Genomic DNA, 21,712 nt, shown 5'->3' with positions numbered 1-21,712 from the left:
CCTAGACAATCATGAAAAGATTAAATAAGATCGTCGCTTTACTTCTTGCTACAAGCTTTGCGTTTACAGCTTGTAATGATGATTTCCTAAATACACGCCCACTGGGCCAAGTATCTGAAAATGCCGTTTGGGCGGATCCTGCTTTAGCGGAAGCTTTCGTAGTGGGTATTTACCAAGGTTTCGGCAATGGTGGTTTTGATGAGCAAATGCTTGCTTCCTTGACGGATGAAGCTATTTTCACTCACCCGGGTCGTGGTATAACTACCATTACTGAGGCTAGATCCAACTCAGCTGATATCGGATGGGTAAATGGTACATTAGCTTGGAACCAAATGTATTCTCGTATCCGTGCGGCTAACGTAGCTATCGCAAAAATGAGCGATACTAACTTTCCAAAGGGAGCCAATACAGATAGATTGATCGGAGAGGCTAAATTCCTAAGAGCGTACTATTCGCATCAGTTATTGAGATACTATGGTGGCTTCCCGATTATTGACAAGCCTTATACCCTAGATTCTGAGACTTTCAAAGCTCCAAGAAATACCTTTGAAGAATGCGTGAATTTTATCGTAAAGGATTTGGATGAAGCAGCCACACTCCTCACCGGTAAGTCTAGAATTAATGGAAGAGCTACTCAAATTGCATCTTTGGCCCTTAAGTCACGAGTATTGCTCTATGCTGCCAGTGACCTTCATGATGGACCGACTGCTAAAGCTAAGTCAGCAGATCTAGCTGGTTATGCCAAAATCGAGTACTTGGCGTATCCTTCTGGAAGCCGCGCAGAAAGATGGCAAAAAGCACAAGCCGCTGCTAAGGCAGTTTTGGATGCGACGACAGGTAACAAAATGGGTCTTTCTGCTCCTGTTTCCCATGCAGAAGGTATCCAGAATTACATCAACAACTCCATGGCTAGAAGCGGTGGCGAAGCTGAAATCATTTTGGGTAGATATTTCATCAACCTCAAAAATGAGAACGGTGGTCGTCAGGGCTTGTTCAATGGTCCTAACGGATACAATAACTGGGCGGGAAATACTCCTGTTCAGCTTTTGATCGATGACTACGAAATGATGGATGGTACCAAGTTTTCTTGGAGCAATCCTGACCAAGCTGCAGCACCTTACAAAAACCGTGATGCTAGATTCTATGCTTCAGTACTTTATGATGGTGCTCAGTGGAAGCCAAGATCTTCTGCTAACCAAGTAAGAGATCCACTAGGACAAATCCAGACAGGTACTTACGAAGTGACTAATGCAGCAGGTGCAAAAGTGACTCACTTCGGTTTGGATACTCGTAACAGCCCTATCGAAGACTGGAATGGTAGCTATACTGGTTATTACTTCCGTAAATTCGTGGATGCCAATCCAGCAATCGTAGACCAAAATACTTGGCAGCAAGTTCCTTGGCCAGTACTCAGATACACAGAAGCTGTACTTAATTACGTTGAAGCTAGTATCGAATTGGGTCAGGAAGAAGAAGCCAGAAAGTGGTTGAATCAAATCCGATTCCGAGTAGGCCAACCGGCTGTAACAGAAACCGGTGATGCTTTGAGACAGCGTTACAGAAATGAGCGAAGAATCGAGATGGCTTACGAAGAGCAGCGTTACCACGACGTTAGAAGATGGATGATTGCTCCTCAAGCCTTTAGCAGACAAGCAAACGGTATCAGTATCAGAGGCACACTCAAACCTGGTAAGACGCTTGGAGTTTACAAATACGATCCTGAAATTTTCGATTACGTCTACAAAGTTATCGATATGGATCCGGGTAAGGAAAACAGAAAGTGGTTGGACAAAATGTACTATTTGCCAATCCATCGTGATGAAATGAACCGAAATAGCGAGTTGGTTCAGAACCCTGGATTCTAAATTCCTGATTATCTTGTCTGGGCTATTCCATTTGGGATAGCCCAGACTTATTTCCTATGAAGCAGTTACGATTACCTCTTTTTTTACTCAGTTCGATTGCGCTATTTTTTTCCTGTAACCAATCAGTAGAAACAGATTCGACTTCTCAAGCAGCACCTTCCAATCCTTTGTTTAAGCTCCTTCCCTCGGAGCAGACAGGGATCAATTTTGTCAATCCACTTGAGGAAAATCTCAACCTCAACGTCCTCATGTATGAGTACCTATACAATGGTGGTGGTGTCGCAGTTGGCGACATAAATGGAGATGGGCTTGATGACCTTTATTTTTCTTCCAATGTGGGGCAAAATCAACTTTACCTCAACCAAGGAAACCTAAAATTCAAAGACATTACTTCCGAATCCGGTACAGAAGGTAGGCCGGGCCCATGGAAAACAGGTGTCGTCATGGTTGATATCAACGGGGATGGCTTGTTGGATATTTACCAGTGTCATTCAGGTGCGTTGATGCCTGAAAAGCGTAAAAATGAGCTTTTTGTCAATCAGGGAGTCAATGCCCAAGGCATCCCACAATTCAAAGAAATGGCTGAGGAATATGGGATAGCTTCGGAAAACACGTCCACTTCAGCTGCATTTTTTGACTATGACTTAGATGGAGATTTGGATTTATTTCTCCTCAATCACAACATCAAATCCATCCAAAATATGGATGTGAGGTTGACCAAAAATCTCCTGAAGGAAAAGCACGAAGCCGGTTCTCAGCTTTTTGAAAACCGAAATGGAAAGTTTACAGAAGTGACTGAAAAGGCTGGGATTTCCTCATCTAGTCTTTCCTATGGATTGGGAGTCAATGTCTCCGATATCAATCAGGACGGCTGGCCGGATATCTATATCGGCAACGATTACACCATGCCGGATTACCTGTATATCAATCAGAAAAACGGCACATTCAAAGATGAAATCCAGAATATGCTGGATCAGGTTTCCCATTTTTCCATGGGAAATGACATCGCGGATATCAATAATGACGGTCTCGTGGACATCTTTACGCTGGACATGCTGCCAGAGGATAATCAACGTCAAAAGCTTCTGCTTTCTCCGGATAATTTTGAAGCGTTTCAATTCAATGTCGATCGGGGATTTTATTACCAATACATGCGGAATATGCTCCATCTCAATGCGGGAGATGGCACCTTTCATGAGATTGGACAGCTTTCGGGTATTTCCAATACAGATTGGAGCTGGTCAGCACTCTTTACAGACTTGGACTTGGACGGATGGAAGGACCTTTTCATCACCAATGGCTACCTGAGGGATTACAACAATCAGGATTTTTTGAAATACATGGATAACTATGTGCAGACCAAAGGGGGACAACTCAGACGCGAGGATCTTTTGACTCTAGTCAAATCCATGACTTCTTCTAATCTAAAGAATTACACCTTCCGAAACCGTCAGGACCTCACGTTCGAGAATGTCTCCGACTCTTGGGGCCTTCCTCAACATGCAAACACCAATGGGGCTGCCTATGCCGATTTGGACAATGACGGAGACATGGATCTCATCCTCAACAATCTGAATGCTCCCGCAATAGTCTATGAAAACTTGTCCATTCAGCAGCAAAAGGGAAATTATTTGAAAATCAAACTCAAGGGAGAAGATCAGAATTCACTTGGACTTGGAGCAAAAGTTACCCTCTTTACGCCTCAGGGAATTCAATACCAAGAACTGAGTCCGTTTAGAGGATATCAATCATCCGTGGCGCCTTACTTGACTTTTGGAATGGGTACCCTGACTACTGTTGACTCCATCCAGGTTAGCTGGCCTGGAGGTAAGATCACCAAGTTGGCTAAAGTCGAGGCGAATCAAACCCTAGAACTAACTCAAAGTGAAGCCAAAAATGAAAAAGTCAACAATCTCTCGCCTGAGAAGGGATTGTTTGCTTCTGTTTCAAAAGTGCCTCTTTCCAAAGGCCAAGAAGTGAATGATTTCAAAAGGCAGCCCTTGATGAGCTTTGGGATCTCAGGAAATGGCAAGGCCATGGTTCTAGAGGATTTCAATGGCGATGGAGAGACAGATATGTTTGTGGGTGGAGATGCCGGTTTGAGTGGGAAAATGATTTTTGGCTTGGGAAATGGAAAGCTTGGCAGGGTAGATTCGACTGGTTTCATGGGAGAAAGAGCTTCCGAGGATGTGGTTGCCATCGCTTTTGATGCCAATGGGGATGGATTCAAAGACTTATATGTAGCAAGTGGGGGAGTTTACCAATTTAGCCTTGGTGATGATGCATTAAGCGACCGACTATACCTCAATGACGGGAAAGGTAAATTCAGTAAATCGCCTGATGCGCTTCCTAAAGAAAATTTCCCCACAGGTGCGGCTTTAGCCGAAGATCTGAATGGTGATGGAATTCTGGATTTGCTTGTGGGAGCTCGGGTCAATCCCGGTCAATACCCGACATCGCCTGGAGCTCGGATTTGGATTGGGGATGGAAAAGGGAAATTCACCGACCAAACGCAGTCTGTTGCACCGACCTTGGCTAAGCTGGGAATGATCACCGGTGCGGCTATGGCAGATTTCAATTCGGATGGGGTGAATGAATTGGTATTCGTCGGGGATGCCATGCCGATAACTGTATTTTCCAAAAAGAATAAAACTTGGGAAAATTCCACGTCCGACTTTTTCGCTTTGCCACAGGTGGGACTTTGGTCTGATCTGCTCCTGGGTGATTGGGATCAGGATGGCAAGCTGGAACTTTTGGTAGGTAATCATGGGAAAAACTCCCAACTTTTTGCCAGCGACACCCAGCCGATGGAATTACTCTACAAAGATTTTGATGCCAATGGCTCCACAGATGCCATTTTGGGATATTACATCAAAGGAGAAAAATACCCTTCTCCAAGTAGAGATGAGATTTTGGGTCAGGTGAATTTTCTCAAGAAAAGATACCTCGACTTCAAGAGTTTTTCCGAAGTGAAAATGGATAATCTGTTAACGGTTGAGGAACGAAAGGATGCTTCCTCCATTTTCATCAATCGATTGGAAACCTCCTATTTTGTCCTGAATGCGGATGGTAAATTCATTTCAAAGCCGCTTCCCATTCAAGCACAGTTTGCCCCTGTGTTTGCTGCGGAGAAAGGCGACTTCAATGCAGATGGTCACCTGGATATGATCCTGGGAGGTAATTTGCTCGATGCCAAATTGAAATTTGGCAGGTATACAGCTAACCATCTTCAAGTGTTTTTGGGAGATGGAAAAGGAAATTTCACTCCGATTACAGCACAGCAATCAGGAGTCTCACTTCGTGGCGAGGTTCGAGCCATTGAATTTTCTCAGGGTTTTCTTTTGGTAAAGCAAAACGGGCAGGCGGTTCATCTATTTCGCAACCTTTCATCAAAAGACTAATTTAAAAAAAACAGAAAAGGCTTATTTTCAATCATTCATGCCCCCCAGCAACCTATGAAAAAATTATTCATTGCCTCAGGCTTGATCTTGATGAGCTTCCAGCTCAACGAGTCGGCTGTTTTTGAGGCCTATACCCAGAAAATTCCCGGAACTCCAGTGTTCTTTGACATGACTCCGATTCCTGCAGGGACTTTTAAGATGGGCTCCAGTGATCCCCAATTTCCAGATCAAAATCCTGCCCACGAAGTCAAAGTGGATGCCTTTTGGATGGGAACACATGAGGTAACATGGGATGCATTTGAGCTGTTTTTGGATAAGCATTACGAGCAGACCATGACAGAGGGTGGAGTAGAGGAACGAGTGGATGGGTTGACACGCCCGAGTTTGCCCTACCTCGACATGACCTTTGGGATGGGTAAAGAAGGTAAGCCTGCCGTGGGAATGACCCAATATGGGGCGATTCAGTATTGCTATTGGTTGTATTTGAAAACAGGAATTTTCTACCGATTGCCGACGGAAGCTGAATGGGAACATGCTGCTCGGGCTGGATCTACGGATCGCTTTTTCTTCGGAAAAGAAGAATCCAAACTCGTCGAATATGCTTGGACAGCTACAAATAGTGGCGGAGCAACTCATGAGGTAGGTAAAAAGAAGCCGAATCCTTGGGGGCTTTATGATATCTATGGCAATGTGCAGGAATGGACGATCGATTTGTATGAAAAGGATTTCTACAGCAGGTCAGGCAAGGACAATCCTTATAATCCTGCTGGTAAACTTTATCCTCATGTTGTAAGAGGCGGTAGTTTCAAAACTTCTGATTCAGAGATCGGATCAGCTTTCCGGGGAGTTTCTGACCCCTCTTGGAAGCGGATTGACCCACAGATTCCTAAGAGTCAGTGGTGGTTTCCTGAGGCGCCATTTATCGGCCTTCGTCTGGTAAGACCACTGAATCCCCCCTCTCCTGAGCAGATTATGGCTTATTACACTCAGGAACCTATTGCAGATTATTAAAAACCAAAATAACCATACTATGAACAATCAAAATTCACGCAGAGACTTTCTCAAGACCTCTGCATTGGTGACCGGTGGCATGCTGGCACCTTCATTTTTGGTTCCGGGAGCTCATGCGGCACCGGACAATCAGATCAAACTAGCGGTCATTGGCTGCGGTGGTCGAGGTACAGGAGCAGTGTTCCAAGCCTTTGAGACAGGCCATCCGATCAAGTTAGTCGCGATGGCAGATGCATTTCAGGATAGACTCGACTCCAGTTACAAAGCCATTTTTGACAAGTATGGAAAAGACAAAGTTGATGTTCCTGTGGAAAAACGCTTTGTAGGGTTTGACGGATACAAGAAAGCAATGGCTGAGGCAGATGTAGTTATCTTGGCAGCACCTCCGGGTTTCCGTCCTTCCCATTTTGAAGAAGCGGTCAATCAAGGCAAGCAGATTTTCGCAGAAAAGCCCATGGCTACAGATGCCGCCGGTATTCGAAAAGTGTTGGCCGCTGCCGAGGTAGCCAAAGCTAAAAAACTAAACGTCGTAGTCGGCCTACAGCGACACTATCAGCATAACTACCGAGAAGTTATGAAGCGAATTCACGATGGAGCTTTAGGAGATATCGTGGGTGGTCAGGTGTACTGGAATGACGGGGGTGTTTGGGTGCGCGAGCGAAAGCCCGGACAGACCGAGATGGAGTACCAAATGAGAAACTGGTATTACTTCAACTGGCTGTGTGGAGACCATATCGTGGAGCAGCACGTCCATAATATTGACATTGCCAACTGGGCCAAAAATGGCTACCCGGTAAAAGCAGAAGGGACAGGTGGACGTCAGATCCGTACAGGAAAAGACCATGGGGAGATTTTTGATCACCATGTGTTGACACTGACTTACGCCGATGGATCCGTGATTCACTCCGAGTGCCGTCACTTCCCTGGTGCAGCCAACCGTGTGGATGAGACTTTCCAAGGAACAAAAGGAAAGGTATTCCTAAGCGCAGGAAATCACGGAGTGATGACTGACTGGAAAGGAAATGCTATCTACACGCACAATCGAGATAACAATCCAAACCCCTATCAAGTCGAGCATGACGAGCTTTGGGCCGCTATCGTCAAAGGTGAATACAAATTTGCAGATGCTGAAAATGCAGCTAAGTCCACGCTAACCGCGATCATGGGACGTTATGCTACGTATTCCGGTAAGGTTGTCACTTGGGATGAAGCACTCAACGGGACTGTAGATTTGTTCCCTGAAAAACTCGCTTGGGATGCTATGCCAAAGCTACTCCCAAATGCTGACGGCTTCTATCCACATGCAGTTCCTGGTAAAACCAAAGTAATCTAATCCATGGAGAGAAGAGGTTTTATCAAAAGAATTGGTCTTGGAGGCGCTCTGGTGAGCGCGACAGGAGCGATGAGTTTGCCGGCATTTTCCAAGGAAAACGCCCCTGCGCCAACTTTCAAAATGGACTTTGCGCCTCATTTTGGAATGTTTAAAAATCATGCTCCGGGTGGATTGGTCGATGAGCTGAAATATATGGCGGATCAGGGTTTCCGGTCTCTGGAAGACAATGGTATGCTGAAGCGTTCTGTTGCAGATCAGGAATTGATTGGAAAGACGCTGAACGATCTCGGAATGCGAATGGGAGTCTTTGTGATCGATGGAGGAGACAACTGGAAAGTATCGCTGACCACTGGAAAACAAGAATTTCTGGATGTATTTCTCAAAACCTGTCGAGAATCCGTGGAAGTTGCCAAGCGTGTGGGAGCAAAATGGATGACCGTGGTTCCGGGATACTTTGAGCGCAATCTCCCAATGGGAGTGCAGACGGGAAATGTAATCGAAGCATTAAAGCGTGGAGCAGAGATATTTGAGCCCCATGGTTTGACCATGGTACTTGAGCCGCTTAGTGACAATCCGGATCTTTTCCTCCGTCATGCAGATCAGACGTACATGATCTGCAAAGCTGTAGGCAGCCCTTCCTGCAAGATTCTCTATGACATTTACCACATGCAGCGAAATGAAGGTAATCTGATCGCAACCATGGAGAAAACTTGGAGTGAAATTGCCTACATCCAAATTGGTGATAATCCCGGCAGAAAAGAACCCGGAACAGGCGAGATCAATTATTCCAATGTCTTCAAATACATCCACAACAAAGGATTTACCGGAGTGATGGGGATGGAGCATGGCAATGCGTTGCCGGGCAAGGAAGGCGAACTGGCATTGATCCAAGCCTACCGTAAAGTGGATATCGTATGATCAAATGGATTTTCTTGATTGGTTTTTGGGCTGGTATCAATTCAGCCTCTGCTCAAAACTATTCCTGGCAAGAAATTCAAACACCGGTGAAAGCCTCCTTAAGGGGGCTTTCACCCGTTTCAGACCTAGTGGTTTGGGCCAGTGGATCGGGTGGAACTTGGTTGAGAACTCTTGATGGTGGAAATACTTGGGATCATGGGGTGATTGCTGGATTGGATACCGTGGATTTTAGATCCATTCATGCATTTGATGGCAACACCGCCGTGGCCGCTTCGGCTGGGCAGCCGGCGGTGATTTATCGGACTGAGGATGGGGGTCGATCTTGGGTCAAAGTGCATGAGGAAGGGAAAGAGGCATTTTTTGATGCCATCGCGTTTAGTGATAAGAGAAAAGGCTACGCGCTTGGAGATCCGGTAGGAGGCAATTGGATGATTCTTGAAACTGTGGATGGAGGGAAGTCCTGGCAATCCTTGACCAACTTACCTAAATCCGAAGCAGGTGAGGCTGCATTTGCGGCGAGTTCATCTTCCATGATTGCAAAAAAGGATCAACTGATGTTTGCGACTGGGGGCAGTATTTCCAATTTGCATTTCTATTCTTTTTCCAAGGCTCAATGGACCAAGGAACCTATTTCACAGATCGCTCAAGGAGAGTCTTCTCAGGGTGTTTTTGCCATAACGGAGCAAGGTGAACATCTCATATTGGTAGGGGGAGATTACCTTAAACCAAAAGTCGTCCAAGGAAATTTAGTCCTTCGATCACATGGTGTTTTTTCCATTCCTTCACAGTCTACCAGTGGTTACCGCTCTGGAATCGCATCTTTAAGAAAGCCTAACCTGCTAGTGGCAGTAGGACCGGATGGTTGGGATTATTCTTTAGAAGAAGGAATAAGGTGGGTTAATTTTTCTAATGTGGGTTTCCATGCGGTTAAGTCAAGTCCTGACAAAAAACACCTTTGGGCATCCGGTTCGCAAGGAAGGATAGGCAAATTCATCAAGTGAATACTTCCTCTTTTCGAGTGGTTTTTTAAGTGAGTTGGTTAAAAAATTGAAATCATTCGGGCAAAACTTCTTTTAAAAAAGGCCTGCAGTCGTATATTTAAGGATATAACCTGCTCTTTAACCTTTAAACTAACTCAAGTCGCTATGTTTGAAATCGTTCCTTCAATTTGGGTGATCAACGGGAAATGTGTTCGGCTCAAGCGTGGAGATTTTGCAACAGAAGAAGTCATTTCTTCCAATCCATTGGAAATAGCTCAAGCATTTGAGGGAATTGGGATCCAGAGACTTCATTTGGTAGACCTTGATGGTGCACGCAGAGGTGAGCCAAAAAATTATCATATCCTGGAGGCAATCGCTGGCTATACTGACTTAAAGTTGGACTTTACAGGTGGCATCTCCACAGACGGTGATGTAATCAAATGTTTTGAATTTGGGGCCAAAACAGTCACAGTGGCTTCCGCAGCCGCCAATTTCCCTGAGCGATTCGCTCAGTTTATTTTGTCTTACGGACGAGAAAAAATCAACCTAGCAGCAGACACCAATCCCTCCGATCACAAGATCAAAATCCGTGGCTGGTTGAAAAAAACTGAAATTGACTTATTTGATCATATCGAATTTTTCTACGATAGAGGTTTGAAATACCTCAAATGCTCGGATGTGACACGGGATGGGGTGATGGAAGGCCCTAATTTTGAATTGTACAAGGAAGTGCTTGAAAGATTTCCCAATATCCATGTTGCTGCCTCAGGAGGAGTGCGTGGTATAGATGATTTCCGAAAGCTCCGCGATATGGGTTTACATGCAGTGGTTTTTGGCAGGGCGTTTTATGAGGGCAAAATCAGCCTGAATGACCTTGAAAAATTCATTGCAAATGGATAAAAACAGAAAGGAGGCCTAAAGCCTCCTTTCTGTTTTTATGGTTAGGTTGTTTTGGGGTTAATCTTCTTTGAATTTGTCTACGATGTAGAGAAAAATATTGAAAGAAAGAGTCGAGGGAGAATCATTTTTCTTGGATTCCTTTTCCTGAAAGATTCCACCCGCCGGAAGATCTCTTTTTGGCCCAATAACACTAGTTGACGAAGGTTTTTGGGTTGATTTAAACAGAGGGAAAACTGGTGAAGTGACGTCTTGGTTAGTAGTATTTTCTTCCACCAATGGTTTTTCGATCGCCCTTGGACTATTCTCTTCCTGTGCTTTTACTTCTGAAGAGAAAAGCACAAATCCCCCTATAGCTGCGCACAGCACGGTGACTTGGTTCAATGGAAATCTTGAAAATTTCAACATGACTTGTTGGAAGTTGAGTTAATTTAACCTCGGTTTTCACAAAATGTTCCTAAAAATAGGAAAAAAACTGGCTATGCAAACGATTGACCTAGAAGATTTCAACAAAATTGAACTACGAATTGGTACCATTCAGAGGGCTGAACTTTTTGAAAAAGCAAAGAAGCCGGCCTATAAAATTTGGGTGGATCTTGGCCCTGATTTGGGGGTCAAAAAATCTTCTGCCCAAGTGACTGTCCATTATTCGCTCTCCGATCTTCCGGGCAAGCAAGTACTTTGCGTATGTAATCTTCAGCCGAGGCAAATCGCCGATTTTATGTCAGAAGTATTGATTACGGGTTTTTCAAGCAGTGAAGGAGGGATTTTTTTGGCCACTTCGGATCTGCCTGCTCCCAATGGTGCCAGGCTTCACTAAGGGAGGCAAACAAAAAGGCCATTTTCGGATAATTTGACTTGAAAAACAGGCAATTCTCCGCAAAATCCTGAACGGACCTGACCACTTTTCAAATCGAACCTATACTGATGCAAAGGACAGATGATTTCACCTGCCCCATTGATATTGGCCTGGAGAAGATCCGCTCCTCTGTGGGGACATTGAGAGTCAAATGCAAAAAACTCATCTCCTATTCTCAATATGCCTATCGATTTTTTGCCAAGAATTACTTTTTTGATTCTCCTGTCGGGGACCATTTGGTATACTTCCTGCATGTTCGTTCCTAGCTGATATTCTTTCATGGGAGGATTCCACTTATTGAATCAAAATGCCAACAAAATACCCAAGGGTTGGTTTTTTGTCGAATGTTTCTCAATTTCAGCTATTCCCATCAATTTAACCTCAATATCATGAAGAAATACCTTTTGTTATCCTTACTGCTGATAGCTTCGTTGGCAAAGGGGCAAAGTTTGGAAGGAGCATGGAAAATGATCAGTCAAAATGGTAAAGCAGTAACTGAACAGGAATATATCAAAATCTACCAGGATGATTATTTTGCTTTTGGGATCAAAAATGTAGCTGATAATGCATTTATCGGAGCAGGTGGTGGTCCCTATAAATTTGAAGCAGGAAAATGCACCGAAACATTGGATTTTTTTACACTTGATCCTCTGCAAGTAGGTACTTCCACCCCGTTTAAAGTAGAGTTAAAAGGAAATAAGCTTACGCTCTCTGCTGATACTAATCGAGGAATGCTGGTAGAAACTTGGGAGAAAATATCTGAAACTAAGGATGAGCTTTCAGGAAATTGGGTAATTACTGGCCGAAAGCGTGATGATCAGATTTCCAGATCCACTCCCGGTGCCAGGAGAACCATCAAAATCCTAAGCGGTGGAAGATTCCAATGGGTAGCTTTCAATTCCGAAACCAAAGAATTTTCAGGAACTGGAGGGGGTACCTATTCAGCAAAAAATGGAAAGTACCTAGAAACCATCACCTTTTTCTCAAGAGATAATTCCAGGGTTGGGGCAAGCTTGGGATTTGATTTTAAAGTGATTGAAGGAGAATGGCACCACAGTGGATTGAGTTCCCAAGGTCAGCCGATCTATGAAATTTGGACTCCTTATTCAATAGGTTACAAGCCTGCTAAATGATCTTATACATAGGTTAAAATCAAAAAAGGAGTCAAATCGACTCCTTTTTTGATTTAGGCTTCTACAGCATAAAGTTCCTTAAGCTTGGTTACCGTGTAATCCACCTCGTCCAATGTATTGAATCGGCTGAAGGAAAACCGGACAGAATCCCGCTCTGGATTATGATTTAAAGCTCTGAGTACATGCGAACCTACAGTAGCTCCGGAGCTACAGGCTGATCCTCCTGAAGCAGAAATACCCTCCAAGTCGAGATTGAAAAGCAACATTCCTCTATTGGATTCCGAAGGAGGAAGGCTCACATTTAGCACCGTATAAAGGCTTTTGCTTAACTCTTGAGAACGTCCATTAAACGCTACTCCCGGAAATTCGGCCACTAGCTTTTCGATGAAATGCTTTTTGATTTTCTCAACATGTGCCCGATGTCCCGACATATCTTCGTAGGCGAGTTCAAGCGCTTTTGCGATTCCGATAATGCCGATTACATTTTCTGTACCTCCGCGCATATTGCGCTCCTGGGCACCGCCATGAATGAAGGGATGGATTTTTTTCTCTTTTCTTACAAAAAGAAATCCTGATCCCTTTGGTCCATGAAACTTATGACCTCCAGCTACTAAGGCATCTACAGGTAGGGTTTTTAGGTCATGGATGTAGTGGCCCATCGTTTGAACGGTATCGGAATGAAAAAAAGCGCCATATTCTTTGGCCATTCCACCAATTCGCTCAAGGTCATTTAGATTTCCTATTTCATTGTTGGCATGCATTAAAGAGACCAAGCTGCCTGGATTGGCTTTTAATAAGGATTCTAACTGATCCAGATCTACATCACCCTGTGCATTTACATCCAAGAGGCTAAGTTTTACTGTCCCTTTTTTTGCCAAAACTTCCAGGGTATGAAGGACGGCGTGATGTTCGATAGGGGATGAAATAGCATGTGTAATTCCGTGAGTCTCTACTCCGCAGACCAAAGCGGTATTGTCCGCTTCCGTTCCTCCTGAAGTGAAAAAAATCTCAGAAGGACTGGCATTGAGCAATTCTGCCACTTTTTTTCGTGATTTCTCGATGGCTGTCCGCACTTCACGCCCATGGCTGTGGACAGATGATGGATTGCCAAAATGAGACTTCATAAAAGGCAGCATGGCCTCGATCACTCGATCGTCCATAGCAGTGGTGGCGGCATTGTCAAAGTAAACTTTAATCATATTTGGGCTGGGCGGGGTCGGTTCAACGTCAGATCAAAGAAGCACTGACGACTTCTTTGATGTCTTGGATGATTTTCTTTGCCAAATGCTCCGCCGTAGCTTCTGAATCTGACTCAGAATAAATTCGAATAATGGGTTCGGTGTTTGATTTTCTCAAGTGAACCCATTCTTTTTCAAACTCTATTTTCACTCCGTCGATGTCATTGATCGGGTGCTTTTTATACTTGTTTTTAATCTCCAGTAGGATTTTGTCCACATCGATTTCCGGTGTGAGTTCGATCTTGTTTTTGGAAATATAGTAATTTGGATAAGTAGCTCTGAGCATGGATATGGACTTGCCAAACTTAGCCAAATGGGTCAAAAACAAACCTATTCCCACTAAAGCATCGCGACCATAATGAGAAGCAGGATAGATAATTCCTCCATTTCCTTCTCCTCCGATGACAGCTTCTGTAGCTTTCATTTGATTGACTACATTGACTTCACCTACTGCAGCCGCATTATATTTTCCACCTCTCTTTTCGGTCACATCCCGCAACGCTCGGGTGGAGGAAAGATTGGAAACGGTGTTGCCCGGAGTTTTAGACAGGACATAATCTGCAACAGCCACCAAGGTGTATTCCTCACCAAACATGGATCCGTCTTCATTGACAAAGGCCAATCGGTCCACATCTGGATCCACTACGATGCCAAGGTCAAAATTCCCTTTTTCCAGCTTTTTCGAAATATCTCTGAGATTTTCAGGGAGGGGTTCGGGGTTGTGTGGAAAATGGCCATCCGGGGTGCAATACATTTCTTCGATGGTCTCTACGCCCAAAGCTCGCAGTAACTTAGGAATCACGATACCTCCTGTGGAATTGACCGCATCCACCACTACTTTGAAGTTTCTCGCTTTGATGGCTTCTGCATCGACCAACTCCAAGTCCAGTACATGCTGGATGTGTCGGTCCATGTAATCTTCGATCAAGGTGTATTTCCCTAGCTTTTTCACTTCCGCAAAAGTGAAATCTTCCCTTTCTGCTTTTTCTAAAATGGCTTTTCCTTCCTCATCAGAAATAAATTCTCCGACAGAATTCAGAAGTTTGAGTGCATTCCATTGGATGGGGTTATGGCTTGCGGTGAGGATAATGCCGCCTCCTGCTTGTTCTCTCGGCACGGCAAATTCTACAGTTGGAGTAGTGCTGAGTCCCAAGTCAATGACATGAATTCCCAACCCTTGTAGCGTGGCGGACACCAATCTGGAAATCATGTCTCCTGATAACCTTGCATCTCTGCCGATGACTACTTTGGGATTTCCCGTCTTTTCAAGAACCCAAGCCCCGTAGGCTGAAGCAAATTTTACAACATCGATAGGAGTCAATCCATCGCCGGCTTTTCCTCCGATGGTTCCCCTGATTCCGGAAATTGATTTGATTAATGACACTTAAAGTTGGTTTTAAGAAGAATTAAAGAAAAAATGAAAGCAAAAGTAAGAAGGATCCTTATTTGAATTTGGCCATCACTTTATCCACTTCGCTTTCGGGTTTTCCGCAGTTACTGCTTGAATCTACTGTTTTCCCACAATAACTGCAGGTGACTCCTTCTTGATTAAGAAATGGACTTTGTGAGGCACAAGTGCCCTTGAATTCACCGTTTTTGAGGAAAATTAGCCTAACGGACATCAAGACAAAGAACAATGCTACGAAGCCGAGTGTGATCAATACAGTTGCCATAACGGATAAATTTGCGCAAATTTAAAGCTTTCCTCCGAAAACGCTTACTATTCCAGCTTAGTTTCCCAAGACATGTCAAATTTGAGTTCCAGGGCCGAGCAATTAGCCGCTTTTGATCGACTTTTAACCATCATGGACGAGCTTCGGGCGCAGTGTCCTTGGGATAAAAAGCAAACCACTGAGAGCCTCAGGCATTTAACTATTGAAGAAACGTTTGAACTCTCAGATGCCATCTTGGAAGGGAATCCTGAGGAAATCAAAAAGGAACTCGGAGACATTCTCCTACACATTGTCTTCTATGCTAAGATCGGTTCGGAAGAAGGCAATTTTGATATGGCCTCTTTGATCCATTCACTATGTGAAAAGTTGATCAGGAGACATCCTCACATCTATGGGGACACCATCGCCCAAGATGAGGAGACTGTGAAGCAAAATTGGGAAAAAATCAAGCTCCAGGAAAAAGGAAATGTCTCCGTACTTGGGGGAGTTCCAAAGTCTCTCCCCGCCGTAATCAAGGCCATGCGGATTCAGGAAAAAGCCCGAGGAGTGGGATTTGATTGGGAAGAAAAGCATCAGGTCTGGGAAAAAGTGGAGGAAGAAATGCAGGAATTCAAAGAAGAATTCAATGCTGCAGAAGACAAGGAAATCGACAAGGAAAAGGCCACAGGAGAGTTTGGAGATTTACTGTTCTCCTTGATCAACTACGCCCGATTTATTGAGATCAATCCCGAAGAAGCCTTGGAGCGTACGAATCTGAAGTTTATCAAGCGATTTCAATACCTGGAAAATGCTGCACGCCAAGCAGGCAAAAATCTGAGTGAGATGACCCTTGCGGAAATGGATGTGTACTGGAATGAAGCAAAGAAGAAGTAGGCAGTAAGTAGTGTTCAGTCACAGTGATCCGACTAGGAAAGTTGAAACTTTGGATCTCAGATCTCAGATTTCGGACTGCTAACCAAGTAACTCAATAAACTAATTACCCATTAACTCAATTACCCATTATGTCCAAACAACTCATTTTCACTGCTGAAGCCCCTGCGCCCATTGGTCCTTATTCTCAAGCTGTGTTGGCTGGAAATACACTTTATGTATCTGGTCAGATTGCTTTAGACCCAGAGACTGGGGAGCTGATCAATGAAAACATCACCGAAGAAACTCACGCGGTCATGAAAAACATGGAGGCAATCTTGCGTGCAGCCGGATTTGGCTTTTCTGATGTGGCCAAATGCACCATTTTCATCCGGGACATGGGGCAGTTTGCCACGATCAATGAAGCGTATGGACAATACTTCAAATCAAACCCTCCGGCCCGTGAAACAGTTGAGGTAAGCAAGCTTCCAAAAAATGTGAATGTAGAGATCTCCTGCATCGCAGTAAAATAAACACATTTGAATCTGATCCCCTACCATACCGAAACCTTGGTGAGCCCTCTTTCCAAAGAAGAGGTCTTGGGTCATTTGATGCGGGTGACTCGGGAAGTGAATTTCCTGGACTCCCGTACCTATCAAAATGATCAAATCAAATTTAACGGCATGGTAGGGCGTGAGGGATTTCGGATTTCCCGATCCATCAAAAAAGGAGATACTTTTCTTCCTTTGCTTATTGGAAAGCTGGAAGACACACCTAGAGGAAGTATTATTTTTCTAGAATTCCGACTATTCCCTTCTGCGGTGTTTTTTTTGGCATTTTGGAGTATTGTTTTGATGGCCTTTTCTGCCTTTTACCTTTTTTTCTTACCCAATCTCAGCTATAGCTTGATTTGTTTTTTGTTGGCTATCGGGAATTATGCCTTGGGATTGATGTTTTTCAATCGTCAATACAAAATCTCCAGAGAAGTCTTTCATCGATTGATCAATTTTCAACTGAAGGACAAGGATTAAAAGGCTATTGCTTAGGCAGAAAAAAACACAGCCCTTAACTTTGCGACCGAAAAATTAAACTCCTATTCCCAAATACCATGTCAATCCGAATCGAAAAAGACACGATGGGCCCTGTTGAGGTGCCTGCAGACAAATACTGGGGCGCCCAAACCCAACGCTCTATCAATAACTTCAAAATCGGCGGAGAGAAAAACCGCATGCCGATCGAGATCATTAAGGCTTTCGCTATTTTGAAAAAAGCTGCTGCATTGACCAATGCGGAATTGGGCGTTTTGGCTCAGGACAAGGCTGAAATCATCGGGAAAGTATGTGATGAGATTCTAGCAGGTCAGCACGATGATCAGTTTCCATTGGTGATTTGGCAAACGGGTTCTGGGACTCAGTCCAACATGAACGCCAATGAGGTGATCGCCTACCGCGCGCATGTACTTTTGGGAGGATCTTTGGAAGATGCCAAAAAGAAAATCCACCCCAATGATGACGTCAACAAGTCTCAGTCCTCGAATGATACCTATCCAACTGCTATGCACGTAGCTGCTTACCAAATGGTGGTGGAGACAACCATTCCGGGTGTTCAAAAATTGAGAGATACGCTCGCTGAAAAGGCAGAAGCATTCAAAAATGTGGTGAAAATCGGACGTACCCACTTCATGGATGCGACTCCGCTTACCTTGGGTCAGGAGTTTAGCGGCTATGTGGCTCAGCTAGACCATGGCTTGAGAGCTCTAAAAAATACCTTAGCTCACCTTTCCGAACTTGCCTTGGGCGGTACAGCAGTAGGTACAGGGCTAAATACTCCTCAAGGGTATTCTGAACTGGTGGCTCAAAAGATCGCCCAACTTTCCGGTCATCCTTTTGTCACTGCTCCAAACAAATTCGAAGCCTTAGCAGCACACGACGGAATGGTTGAGGCGCACGGTGCTTTGAAGCAATTGGCTGTTTCTTTGATGAAAATCGCCAACGATATCCGAATGCTTTCCTCAGGACCGCGTTCTGGTATCGGTGAAATCCTGATTCCTGAAAACGAACCGGGATCCTCCATCATGCCCGGAAAGGTAAATCCAACCCAAGTTGAAGCGATGACCATGGTCGCTGCTCAAGTGATGGGCAATGATGTGGCCATCACCATCGGTGGTTCCAATGGTCACTTTGAACTGAACGTGTTCAAGCCACTGATCGCAGCCAACTTCTTACAGTCTGCCCGATTGATCGGTGATGCCTGTGTGTCTTTCAATGACAACTGTGCCATCGGTATCGAGCCAAACACGCCGATGATTCAGCGTCACCTAGAAAATTCCCTGATGCTCGTGACGGCTCTGAATCCCTACATCGGCTATGAAAATGCCGCTGCTATCGCCAAGAAAGCGCATAAAGAAGGAACCAGCCTGAGAGAAGCTGCCATTGCTTTGGGTCTATTAACCTCTGAGCAGTTTGACGAGTGGGTGAGACCGGAAGATATGATCGGAAGCTTGAAATAAATCTTTTGGAATCTTGATAAAAGAGAAAAGCTGGCCATTTTGGTCAGCTTTTTTTTTGAGGCGATCTAGTTGGATTACTTTTTAGGGATCCAGACCATCATTTCATTTTGGCCGCGATTGGCCCAGGTGTAGTAAGGAATGGCGGTAACAGTTTTGGGAGATTGTCCATCCCAAGCTTGGAATTGGATGGCTTGGACTTTTTCATCCAAAATCTGATACTCCTTCGTCGTGAAATTTGGACTGGAACTGAGCGCAAGCTGAAGGACTTTTCCCTGATTATCTGCCCCTTCTACGCAGTATACCAATGGCCCACGTTGAATGGCGATTCTATCTGTATTGGCCAGTACTTCAGGTCGGGACTGAAGTTGGCGGATTTCCAGCGGCAACTCATAGGTGATTCGATCTCCTTTTTTCCACTCCCTCTCCAACACAGCGTAGCCGTTTTCCTGTCGGAAAGTGGCTTTTTCTCCATTGACCAGCAGGGTAAAGTTGGTCTTTTCCTCTTGGAGGAAGCTGTAGAGTTTTCCCGGAACAGGGTTTTCTTGAATCCAGCCCGGGATTCTCAGACTCACTGAAAAGCGTTGGGTCGTGGTCGGATTGACTTCTAGTTCCACTTTTCCTTCCCAAGGGAAATTGGTTTTCATTTCTACCCCCACTTTTTCACCCGAAAGATCAAACTCGGTCTGATTGGCAATGAAAAGATTGACCCAAATTCCGTTCTCATTTTTTGCATAAATATAGTCTCCGACAGAGGCCACCAGTCTGGCAATATTGGAAGGACAGCAGGCAGTGCCAAACCATTCCTTTCTGAAATGCTGCCCGCTGGAGGCTAGAGGATTTCCGTAGAAAAATCGGTCCCCAGTCAAGCTCAAGCCGTCTAAAGCTGCATTGTATAAACTCCGCTCTAGGACATCGATGTACTGGGATTGTCCCTCGAGAAGGTTCATCCGCTGATTCCAAAATACCATTCCCACCGAGGCACAAGTCTCACTGTAAGCATTTTCATTGGGTAAATCGTAATCGACAGAAAATCCCTCATTGCTTCCAGAGGAACCGATTCCCCCGGTCACGTACATATTTCGATAGACCACATCTTCCCAGACGGTCTTCATGGCCTTCATGTAGCCGGGATCATTTTTGGCCGCAGCCACATCCGCCGCACCGGTGTAGAGGTACATGGCGCGCACGGCATGTCCGGTGATTTCCTTTTGGTCTTTGACGGGGACGTCGTCCTGAGCGTACTTTGGTCCCCAATGCGGATTGTCCCAGATGCCTCCGACTCCGTGTCCTCGGCCTCGCTGATCCAAAAACCAATCAGCCAATTGGAGGTAACGATCTTCTCCGGTGACTTTATAAAGCTTGACCAAAGCCAACTCGATTTCTTCGTGGCCGCTTACCCAAGGTTTGTTTGCTTGACGAAACTGTGTGTCGATATGATTCGCCATTTTGATTGCTACATCCAGGAGTTGGCGCTTGCCGGTAGCTTGGAAGTAAGCCACTCCGGCTTCCATCAAGTGTCCGGCACAATAGTCTTCGTGCTTTTCCATGTCCTTCCAGCGCTTATCTAGGCCAGTCAAAGAATAGAAGGTGTTGATATAGCCGTCAGGTTCCTGAGCTGAGGCGATCTTGGCGATCCACTCGTCCGCTTTTTGCTCCAAGGCAGCATCGGGGATATTTTGGAGGGAATAGGCGATGGCTTCCAGTGCTTTGTACACATCACTGTCGTCGTAGTAGATGCCTTCGTGAGCTTCCCCTTGCTTTCTGCTGGCCTTTTCAAAATTCCGGATTCTTCCCGTTTTCACTTCCGTCTGGTAGACAGAAGCAGGGAGAGCCGATTTGGCCACTTTTTCCAATTTGGGTTTCCAAAAGGAATCAGTGATTTTGATTTGGGAAAAGGAATGAGCTTCCAAGGCAATTTGCTTTTCCTGAGCCACTGCCAAATAGAGCGGGCTTAGGAAAGCAAAGAATAAAAGCGATTTCTTCATGGGTTTTGGGTTTGCCTGAAGTTAGGGATTTCGCTCTTTTAGTATCAATTCATCCTTGAGAAATTGGCTATGGGAACTCAAAAAATTGCAGTGTCCCACTTACTCTGAACCTGTAATCAGTGCTCGGAATCAGTGGAGACTCTTCTATAGGTAGAAGGATTGCAACCCATCATTTTTTTGAATCTGCGGTTGAAATAAGGCAAATCCCCAAAACCGCTTTCCATAGCCACTTGGCTGATTCCAAGGTCAGTATGTGTCAGTAGATGGCAGGCGTGTTTGATTCTAAACTCCATCACTACCTCTATCAGTGTTTTTTTCATGACTCCTTTGAAAAATCTGCAAAAAGAAGAGGGAGTCATGTGAACCAATTCTGCCATTTGATCTAATTGGATCTCCTGTTTATAGTTTTGAATCAGATAGGAAATGACTTTTTTGAATCGTTCCGTATGCGGCAGATCCTGATTGAGCCTGACCATAGACTCATCCAAAAGCGTCAAATCAACAGAAGAAGCCAGTACATCCAATATTTCCAAAAGGCAAAAGATCCTTTTCACAGAAGGGCTGGTACTGAGCTGCTGGATTTTTTCCTGAATGATTCTACTGGTAGGATTGGAGATGACAAATCCTGATTTTGACTGTTCTATGAGCAGCTTGATACGTTCCATTTCGGGTAAGTTGAAAAAATCCCTTCCCAAAAAATCCTCCTTGAATTGGATCACATGCGCAGCGACTCCATCCTCAGTTTTTTGATTGATCCAGCAATGGGGAAGGTTTGGTCCCAAAAAAACCAGATCTCCTTCTTTGAATTCTTGAACACTCCTGCCCACGTAGCGCATCCCCACGCCTTTGACTATCCATGTGAGTTCCAATTGCGGGTGAAAATGAAAAGGTGTGTCAAAATTAGGTGCCTCAGAGTATTTATGAAGAAATGAAGCTTTAGGACTGGCGGTTACTTGTTCAAAAATTGCTTTCATTGCCTGTAATTGTCATTTAATGGTAAATTAAATTCAATATGAGGTAAAAAAGGACAATAATCTGAAAATTTTGGCCAAGTAGAAATG

General features: G+C 44.6%; 20 protein-coding genes. 13 read left to right on the top strand and 7 right to left on the bottom strand.

Annotated features, from left to right (window positions below):
- The first annotated feature begins 11 nt into the window (after positions 1–11).
- The 7 genes from ACFPIK_RS14410 (at position 12) to ACFPIK_RS14380 (ending at position 10,408) form a co-directional block, all read left to right on the top strand.
- Positions 12–1,865, top strand: a complete 1,854-nt coding sequence (locus ACFPIK_RS14410; protein ID WP_377916485.1) for a RagB/SusD family nutrient uptake outer membrane protein — start codon at positions 12–14, stop codon at positions 1,863–1,865.
- 56 nt (positions 1,866–1,921) lie between these two features.
- Positions 1,922–5,266, top strand: coding sequence for a VCBS repeat-containing protein (locus tag ACFPIK_RS14405; protein ID WP_377916483.1), 3,345 nt, complete (start codon positions 1,922–1,924; stop codon positions 5,264–5,266).
- Between the two features lie 54 nt (positions 5,267–5,320).
- Positions 5,321–6,277: a formylglycine-generating enzyme family protein gene (locus tag ACFPIK_RS14400; protein ID WP_377916481.1), complete on the top strand. Its 957-nt coding sequence runs from the start codon at positions 5,321–5,323 to the stop codon at positions 6,275–6,277.
- Between the two features lie 19 nt (positions 6,278–6,296).
- Positions 6,297–7,610 (top strand): Gfo/Idh/MocA family oxidoreductase, encoded by a 1,314-nt coding sequence (locus tag ACFPIK_RS14395; RefSeq protein ID WP_377916479.1) that lies wholly within the window; start codon positions 6,297–6,299, stop codon positions 7,608–7,610.
- A 3-nt stretch (positions 7,611–7,613) separates the two neighbouring features.
- Entirely contained in the window at positions 7,614–8,528 is a 915-nt protein-coding gene (locus ACFPIK_RS14390; protein ID WP_377916477.1) for a hydroxypyruvate isomerase family protein, read from the top strand.
- Positions 8,525–9,529: a WD40/YVTN/BNR-like repeat-containing protein gene (locus ACFPIK_RS14385; RefSeq protein ID WP_377916475.1), complete on the top strand. Its 1,005-nt coding sequence runs from the start codon at positions 8,525–8,527 to the stop codon at positions 9,527–9,529. Before ACFPIK_RS14390 ends, ACFPIK_RS14385 begins: the two co-directional genes overlap by 4 nt.
- 144 nt (positions 9,530–9,673) lie before the next feature.
- The gene (locus ACFPIK_RS14380; RefSeq protein ID WP_377916473.1) at positions 9,674–10,408 is read left to right on the top strand and encodes a 1-(5-phosphoribosyl)-5-[(5-phosphoribosylamino)methylideneamino]imidazole-4-carboxamide isomerase; all 735 of its coding nucleotides are present in this window, start codon (positions 9,674–9,676) and stop codon (positions 10,406–10,408) included.
- A 57-nt stretch (positions 10,409–10,465) separates the two neighbouring features.
- Here the strand turns inward: ACFPIK_RS14380 and ACFPIK_RS14375 are convergent, their stop codons facing one another.
- Positions 10,466–10,813 carry a hypothetical protein gene (locus ACFPIK_RS14375; protein ID WP_377916471.1) on the bottom strand — a complete coding sequence of 116 codons (348 nt, stop codon included), beginning with the start codon at positions 10,811–10,813 and terminating at the stop codon, positions 10,466–10,468.
- Between the two features lie 73 nt (positions 10,814–10,886).
- Here ACFPIK_RS14375 and ACFPIK_RS14370 point away from each other — a divergent pair, with 73 nt between their 5' ends.
- Complete coding sequence (locus ACFPIK_RS14370; RefSeq protein ID WP_377916469.1) at positions 10,887–11,225, top strand: tRNA-binding protein; 339 nt, start codon at positions 10,887–10,889, stop codon at positions 11,223–11,225.
- Here the strand turns inward: ACFPIK_RS14370 and ACFPIK_RS14365 are convergent.
- Positions 11,222–11,500 carry a Rieske (2Fe-2S) protein gene (locus ACFPIK_RS14365; RefSeq protein ID WP_377916603.1) on the bottom strand — a complete coding sequence of 93 codons (279 nt, stop codon included), beginning with the start codon at positions 11,498–11,500 and terminating at the stop codon, positions 11,222–11,224. The genes ACFPIK_RS14370 and ACFPIK_RS14365 overlap by 4 nt on opposite strands.
- A 153-nt stretch (positions 11,501–11,653) precedes the next feature.
- On the opposite strand from ACFPIK_RS14365, the gene ACFPIK_RS14360 reads away from it, so the two are divergent.
- Positions 11,654–12,397 (top strand): hypothetical protein, encoded by a 744-nt coding sequence (locus tag ACFPIK_RS14360; RefSeq protein WP_377916467.1) that lies wholly within the window; start codon positions 11,654–11,656, stop codon positions 12,395–12,397.
- 53 nt (positions 12,398–12,450) lie between these two features.
- Here the strand turns inward: ACFPIK_RS14360 and ACFPIK_RS14355 are convergent, their stop codons facing one another.
- The 3 genes from ACFPIK_RS14355 to ACFPIK_RS14345 are packed head-to-tail and all read right to left on the bottom strand — an operon-like array spanning position 12,451 to position 15,308.
- On the bottom strand, positions 12,451–13,596 hold the full coding sequence (locus ACFPIK_RS14355; protein ID WP_377916465.1) for a cysteine desulfurase family protein: 1,146 nt from the start codon (positions 13,594–13,596) through the stop codon (positions 12,451–12,453).
- Between the two features lie 28 nt (positions 13,597–13,624).
- The gene (gene glmM / locus ACFPIK_RS14350; protein WP_377916463.1) at positions 13,625–15,019 is read right to left on the bottom strand and encodes a phosphoglucosamine mutase; all 1,395 of its coding nucleotides are present in this window, start codon (positions 15,017–15,019) and stop codon (positions 13,625–13,627) included.
- 58 nt (positions 15,020–15,077) lie between these two features.
- A complete protein-coding gene (locus ACFPIK_RS14345) occupies positions 15,078–15,308 on the bottom strand; it encodes a hypothetical protein (protein ID WP_377916461.1) in 231 nt (76 codons plus the stop codon).
- A gap of 72 nt (positions 15,309–15,380) precedes the next feature.
- Between ACFPIK_RS14345 and mazG the strand changes: the two genes are divergently transcribed.
- From mazG to fumC, 4 genes are all read left to right on the top strand, one after another.
- Complete coding sequence (gene mazG, locus ACFPIK_RS14340; protein ID WP_377916459.1) at positions 15,381–16,181, top strand: nucleoside triphosphate pyrophosphohydrolase; 801 nt, start codon at positions 15,381–15,383, stop codon at positions 16,179–16,181.
- Between the two features lie 128 nt (positions 16,182–16,309).
- On the top strand, positions 16,310–16,690 hold the full coding sequence (locus ACFPIK_RS14335; RefSeq protein WP_377916457.1) for a RidA family protein: 381 nt from the start codon (positions 16,310–16,312) through the stop codon (positions 16,688–16,690).
- A 6-nt stretch (positions 16,691–16,696) separates the two neighbouring features.
- Positions 16,697–17,188, top strand: a complete 492-nt coding sequence (locus tag ACFPIK_RS14330) for a hypothetical protein (RefSeq protein WP_377916455.1) — start codon at positions 16,697–16,699, stop codon at positions 17,186–17,188.
- 77 nt (positions 17,189–17,265) lie between these two features.
- Positions 17,266–18,666 (top strand): class II fumarate hydratase, encoded by a 1,401-nt coding sequence (fumC, locus tag ACFPIK_RS14325; RefSeq protein WP_377916453.1) that lies wholly within the window; start codon positions 17,266–17,268, stop codon positions 18,664–18,666.
- A gap of 74 nt (positions 18,667–18,740) precedes the next feature.
- Here fumC and ACFPIK_RS14320 read toward each other — a convergent pair whose 3' ends face one another.
- Both ACFPIK_RS14320 and ACFPIK_RS14315 read right to left on the bottom strand, forming a co-directional pair.
- Positions 18,741–20,651, bottom strand: a complete 1,911-nt coding sequence (locus ACFPIK_RS14320; RefSeq protein ID WP_377916451.1) for a glycoside hydrolase family 127 protein — start codon at positions 20,649–20,651, stop codon at positions 18,741–18,743.
- Between the two features lie 116 nt (positions 20,652–20,767).
- The gene (locus tag ACFPIK_RS14315) at positions 20,768–21,625 is read right to left on the bottom strand and encodes an AraC family transcriptional regulator (protein WP_377916449.1); all 858 of its coding nucleotides are present in this window, start codon (positions 21,623–21,625) and stop codon (positions 20,768–20,770) included.
- Positions 21,626–21,712: the final 87 nt, after the last annotated feature.

Origin of the sequence: Algoriphagus aquatilis, from assembly GCF_042657405.1 — a bacterium.
Lineage (GTDB): Bacteria > Bacteroidota > Bacteroidia > Cytophagales > Cyclobacteriaceae > Algoriphagus > Algoriphagus aquatilis.
Note: the sequence above shows the minus strand (reverse complement) of the source record. Positions and strands in the feature narration are given on the sequence as shown.

Excerpts from the sequence above, each read along its gene's own strand:
- ACFPIK_RS14410 (WP_377916485.1), top strand. The coding sequence starts at position 12 with ATGAAAAGATTAAATAAGATCGTCGCTTTACTTCTTGCTACAAGCTTT.
- ACFPIK_RS14405 (WP_377916483.1), top strand. The coding sequence starts at position 1,922 with ATGAAGCAGTTACGATTACCTCTTTTTTTACTCAGTTCGATTGCGCTA.
- ACFPIK_RS14400 (WP_377916481.1), top strand. The coding sequence starts at position 5,321 with ATGAAAAAATTATTCATTGCCTCAGGCTTGATCTTGATGAGCTTCCAG.
- ACFPIK_RS14395 (WP_377916479.1), top strand. The coding sequence starts at position 6,297 with ATGAACAATCAAAATTCACGCAGAGACTTTCTCAAGACCTCTGCATTG.
- ACFPIK_RS14390 (WP_377916477.1), top strand. The coding sequence starts at position 7,614 with ATGGAGAGAAGAGGTTTTATCAAAAGAATTGGTCTTGGAGGCGCTCTG.
- ACFPIK_RS14385 (WP_377916475.1), top strand. The coding sequence starts at position 8,525 with ATGATCAAATGGATTTTCTTGATTGGTTTTTGGGCTGGTATCAATTCA.
- ACFPIK_RS14380 (WP_377916473.1), top strand. The coding sequence starts at position 9,674 with ATGTTTGAAATCGTTCCTTCAATTTGGGTGATCAACGGGAAATGTGTT.
- ACFPIK_RS14375 (WP_377916471.1), bottom strand. The coding sequence starts at position 10,813 with ATGTTGAAATTTTCAAGATTTCCATTGAACCAAGTCACCGTGCTGTGC.
- ACFPIK_RS14370 (WP_377916469.1), top strand. The coding sequence starts at position 10,887 with ATGCAAACGATTGACCTAGAAGATTTCAACAAAATTGAACTACGAATT.
- ACFPIK_RS14365 (WP_377916603.1), bottom strand. The coding sequence starts at position 11,500 with ATGGTCCCCGACAGGAGAATCAAAAAAGTAATTCTTGGCAAAAAATCG.
- ACFPIK_RS14360 (WP_377916467.1), top strand. The coding sequence starts at position 11,654 with ATGAAGAAATACCTTTTGTTATCCTTACTGCTGATAGCTTCGTTGGCA.
- ACFPIK_RS14355 (WP_377916465.1), bottom strand. The coding sequence starts at position 13,596 with ATGATTAAAGTTTACTTTGACAATGCCGCCACCACTGCTATGGACGAT.
- ACFPIK_RS14345 (WP_377916461.1), bottom strand. The coding sequence starts at position 15,308 with ATGGCAACTGTATTGATCACACTCGGCTTCGTAGCATTGTTCTTTGTC.
- mazG (WP_377916459.1), top strand. The coding sequence starts at position 15,381 with ATGTCAAATTTGAGTTCCAGGGCCGAGCAATTAGCCGCTTTTGATCGA.
- ACFPIK_RS14335 (WP_377916457.1), top strand. The coding sequence starts at position 16,310 with ATGTCCAAACAACTCATTTTCACTGCTGAAGCCCCTGCGCCCATTGGT.
- fumC (WP_377916453.1), top strand. The coding sequence starts at position 17,266 with ATGTCAATCCGAATCGAAAAAGACACGATGGGCCCTGTTGAGGTGCCT.
- ACFPIK_RS14320 (WP_377916451.1), bottom strand. The coding sequence starts at position 20,651 with ATGAAGAAATCGCTTTTATTCTTTGCTTTCCTAAGCCCGCTCTATTTG.
- ACFPIK_RS14315 (WP_377916449.1), bottom strand. The coding sequence starts at position 21,625 with ATGAAAGCAATTTTTGAACAAGTAACCGCCAGTCCTAAAGCTTCATTT.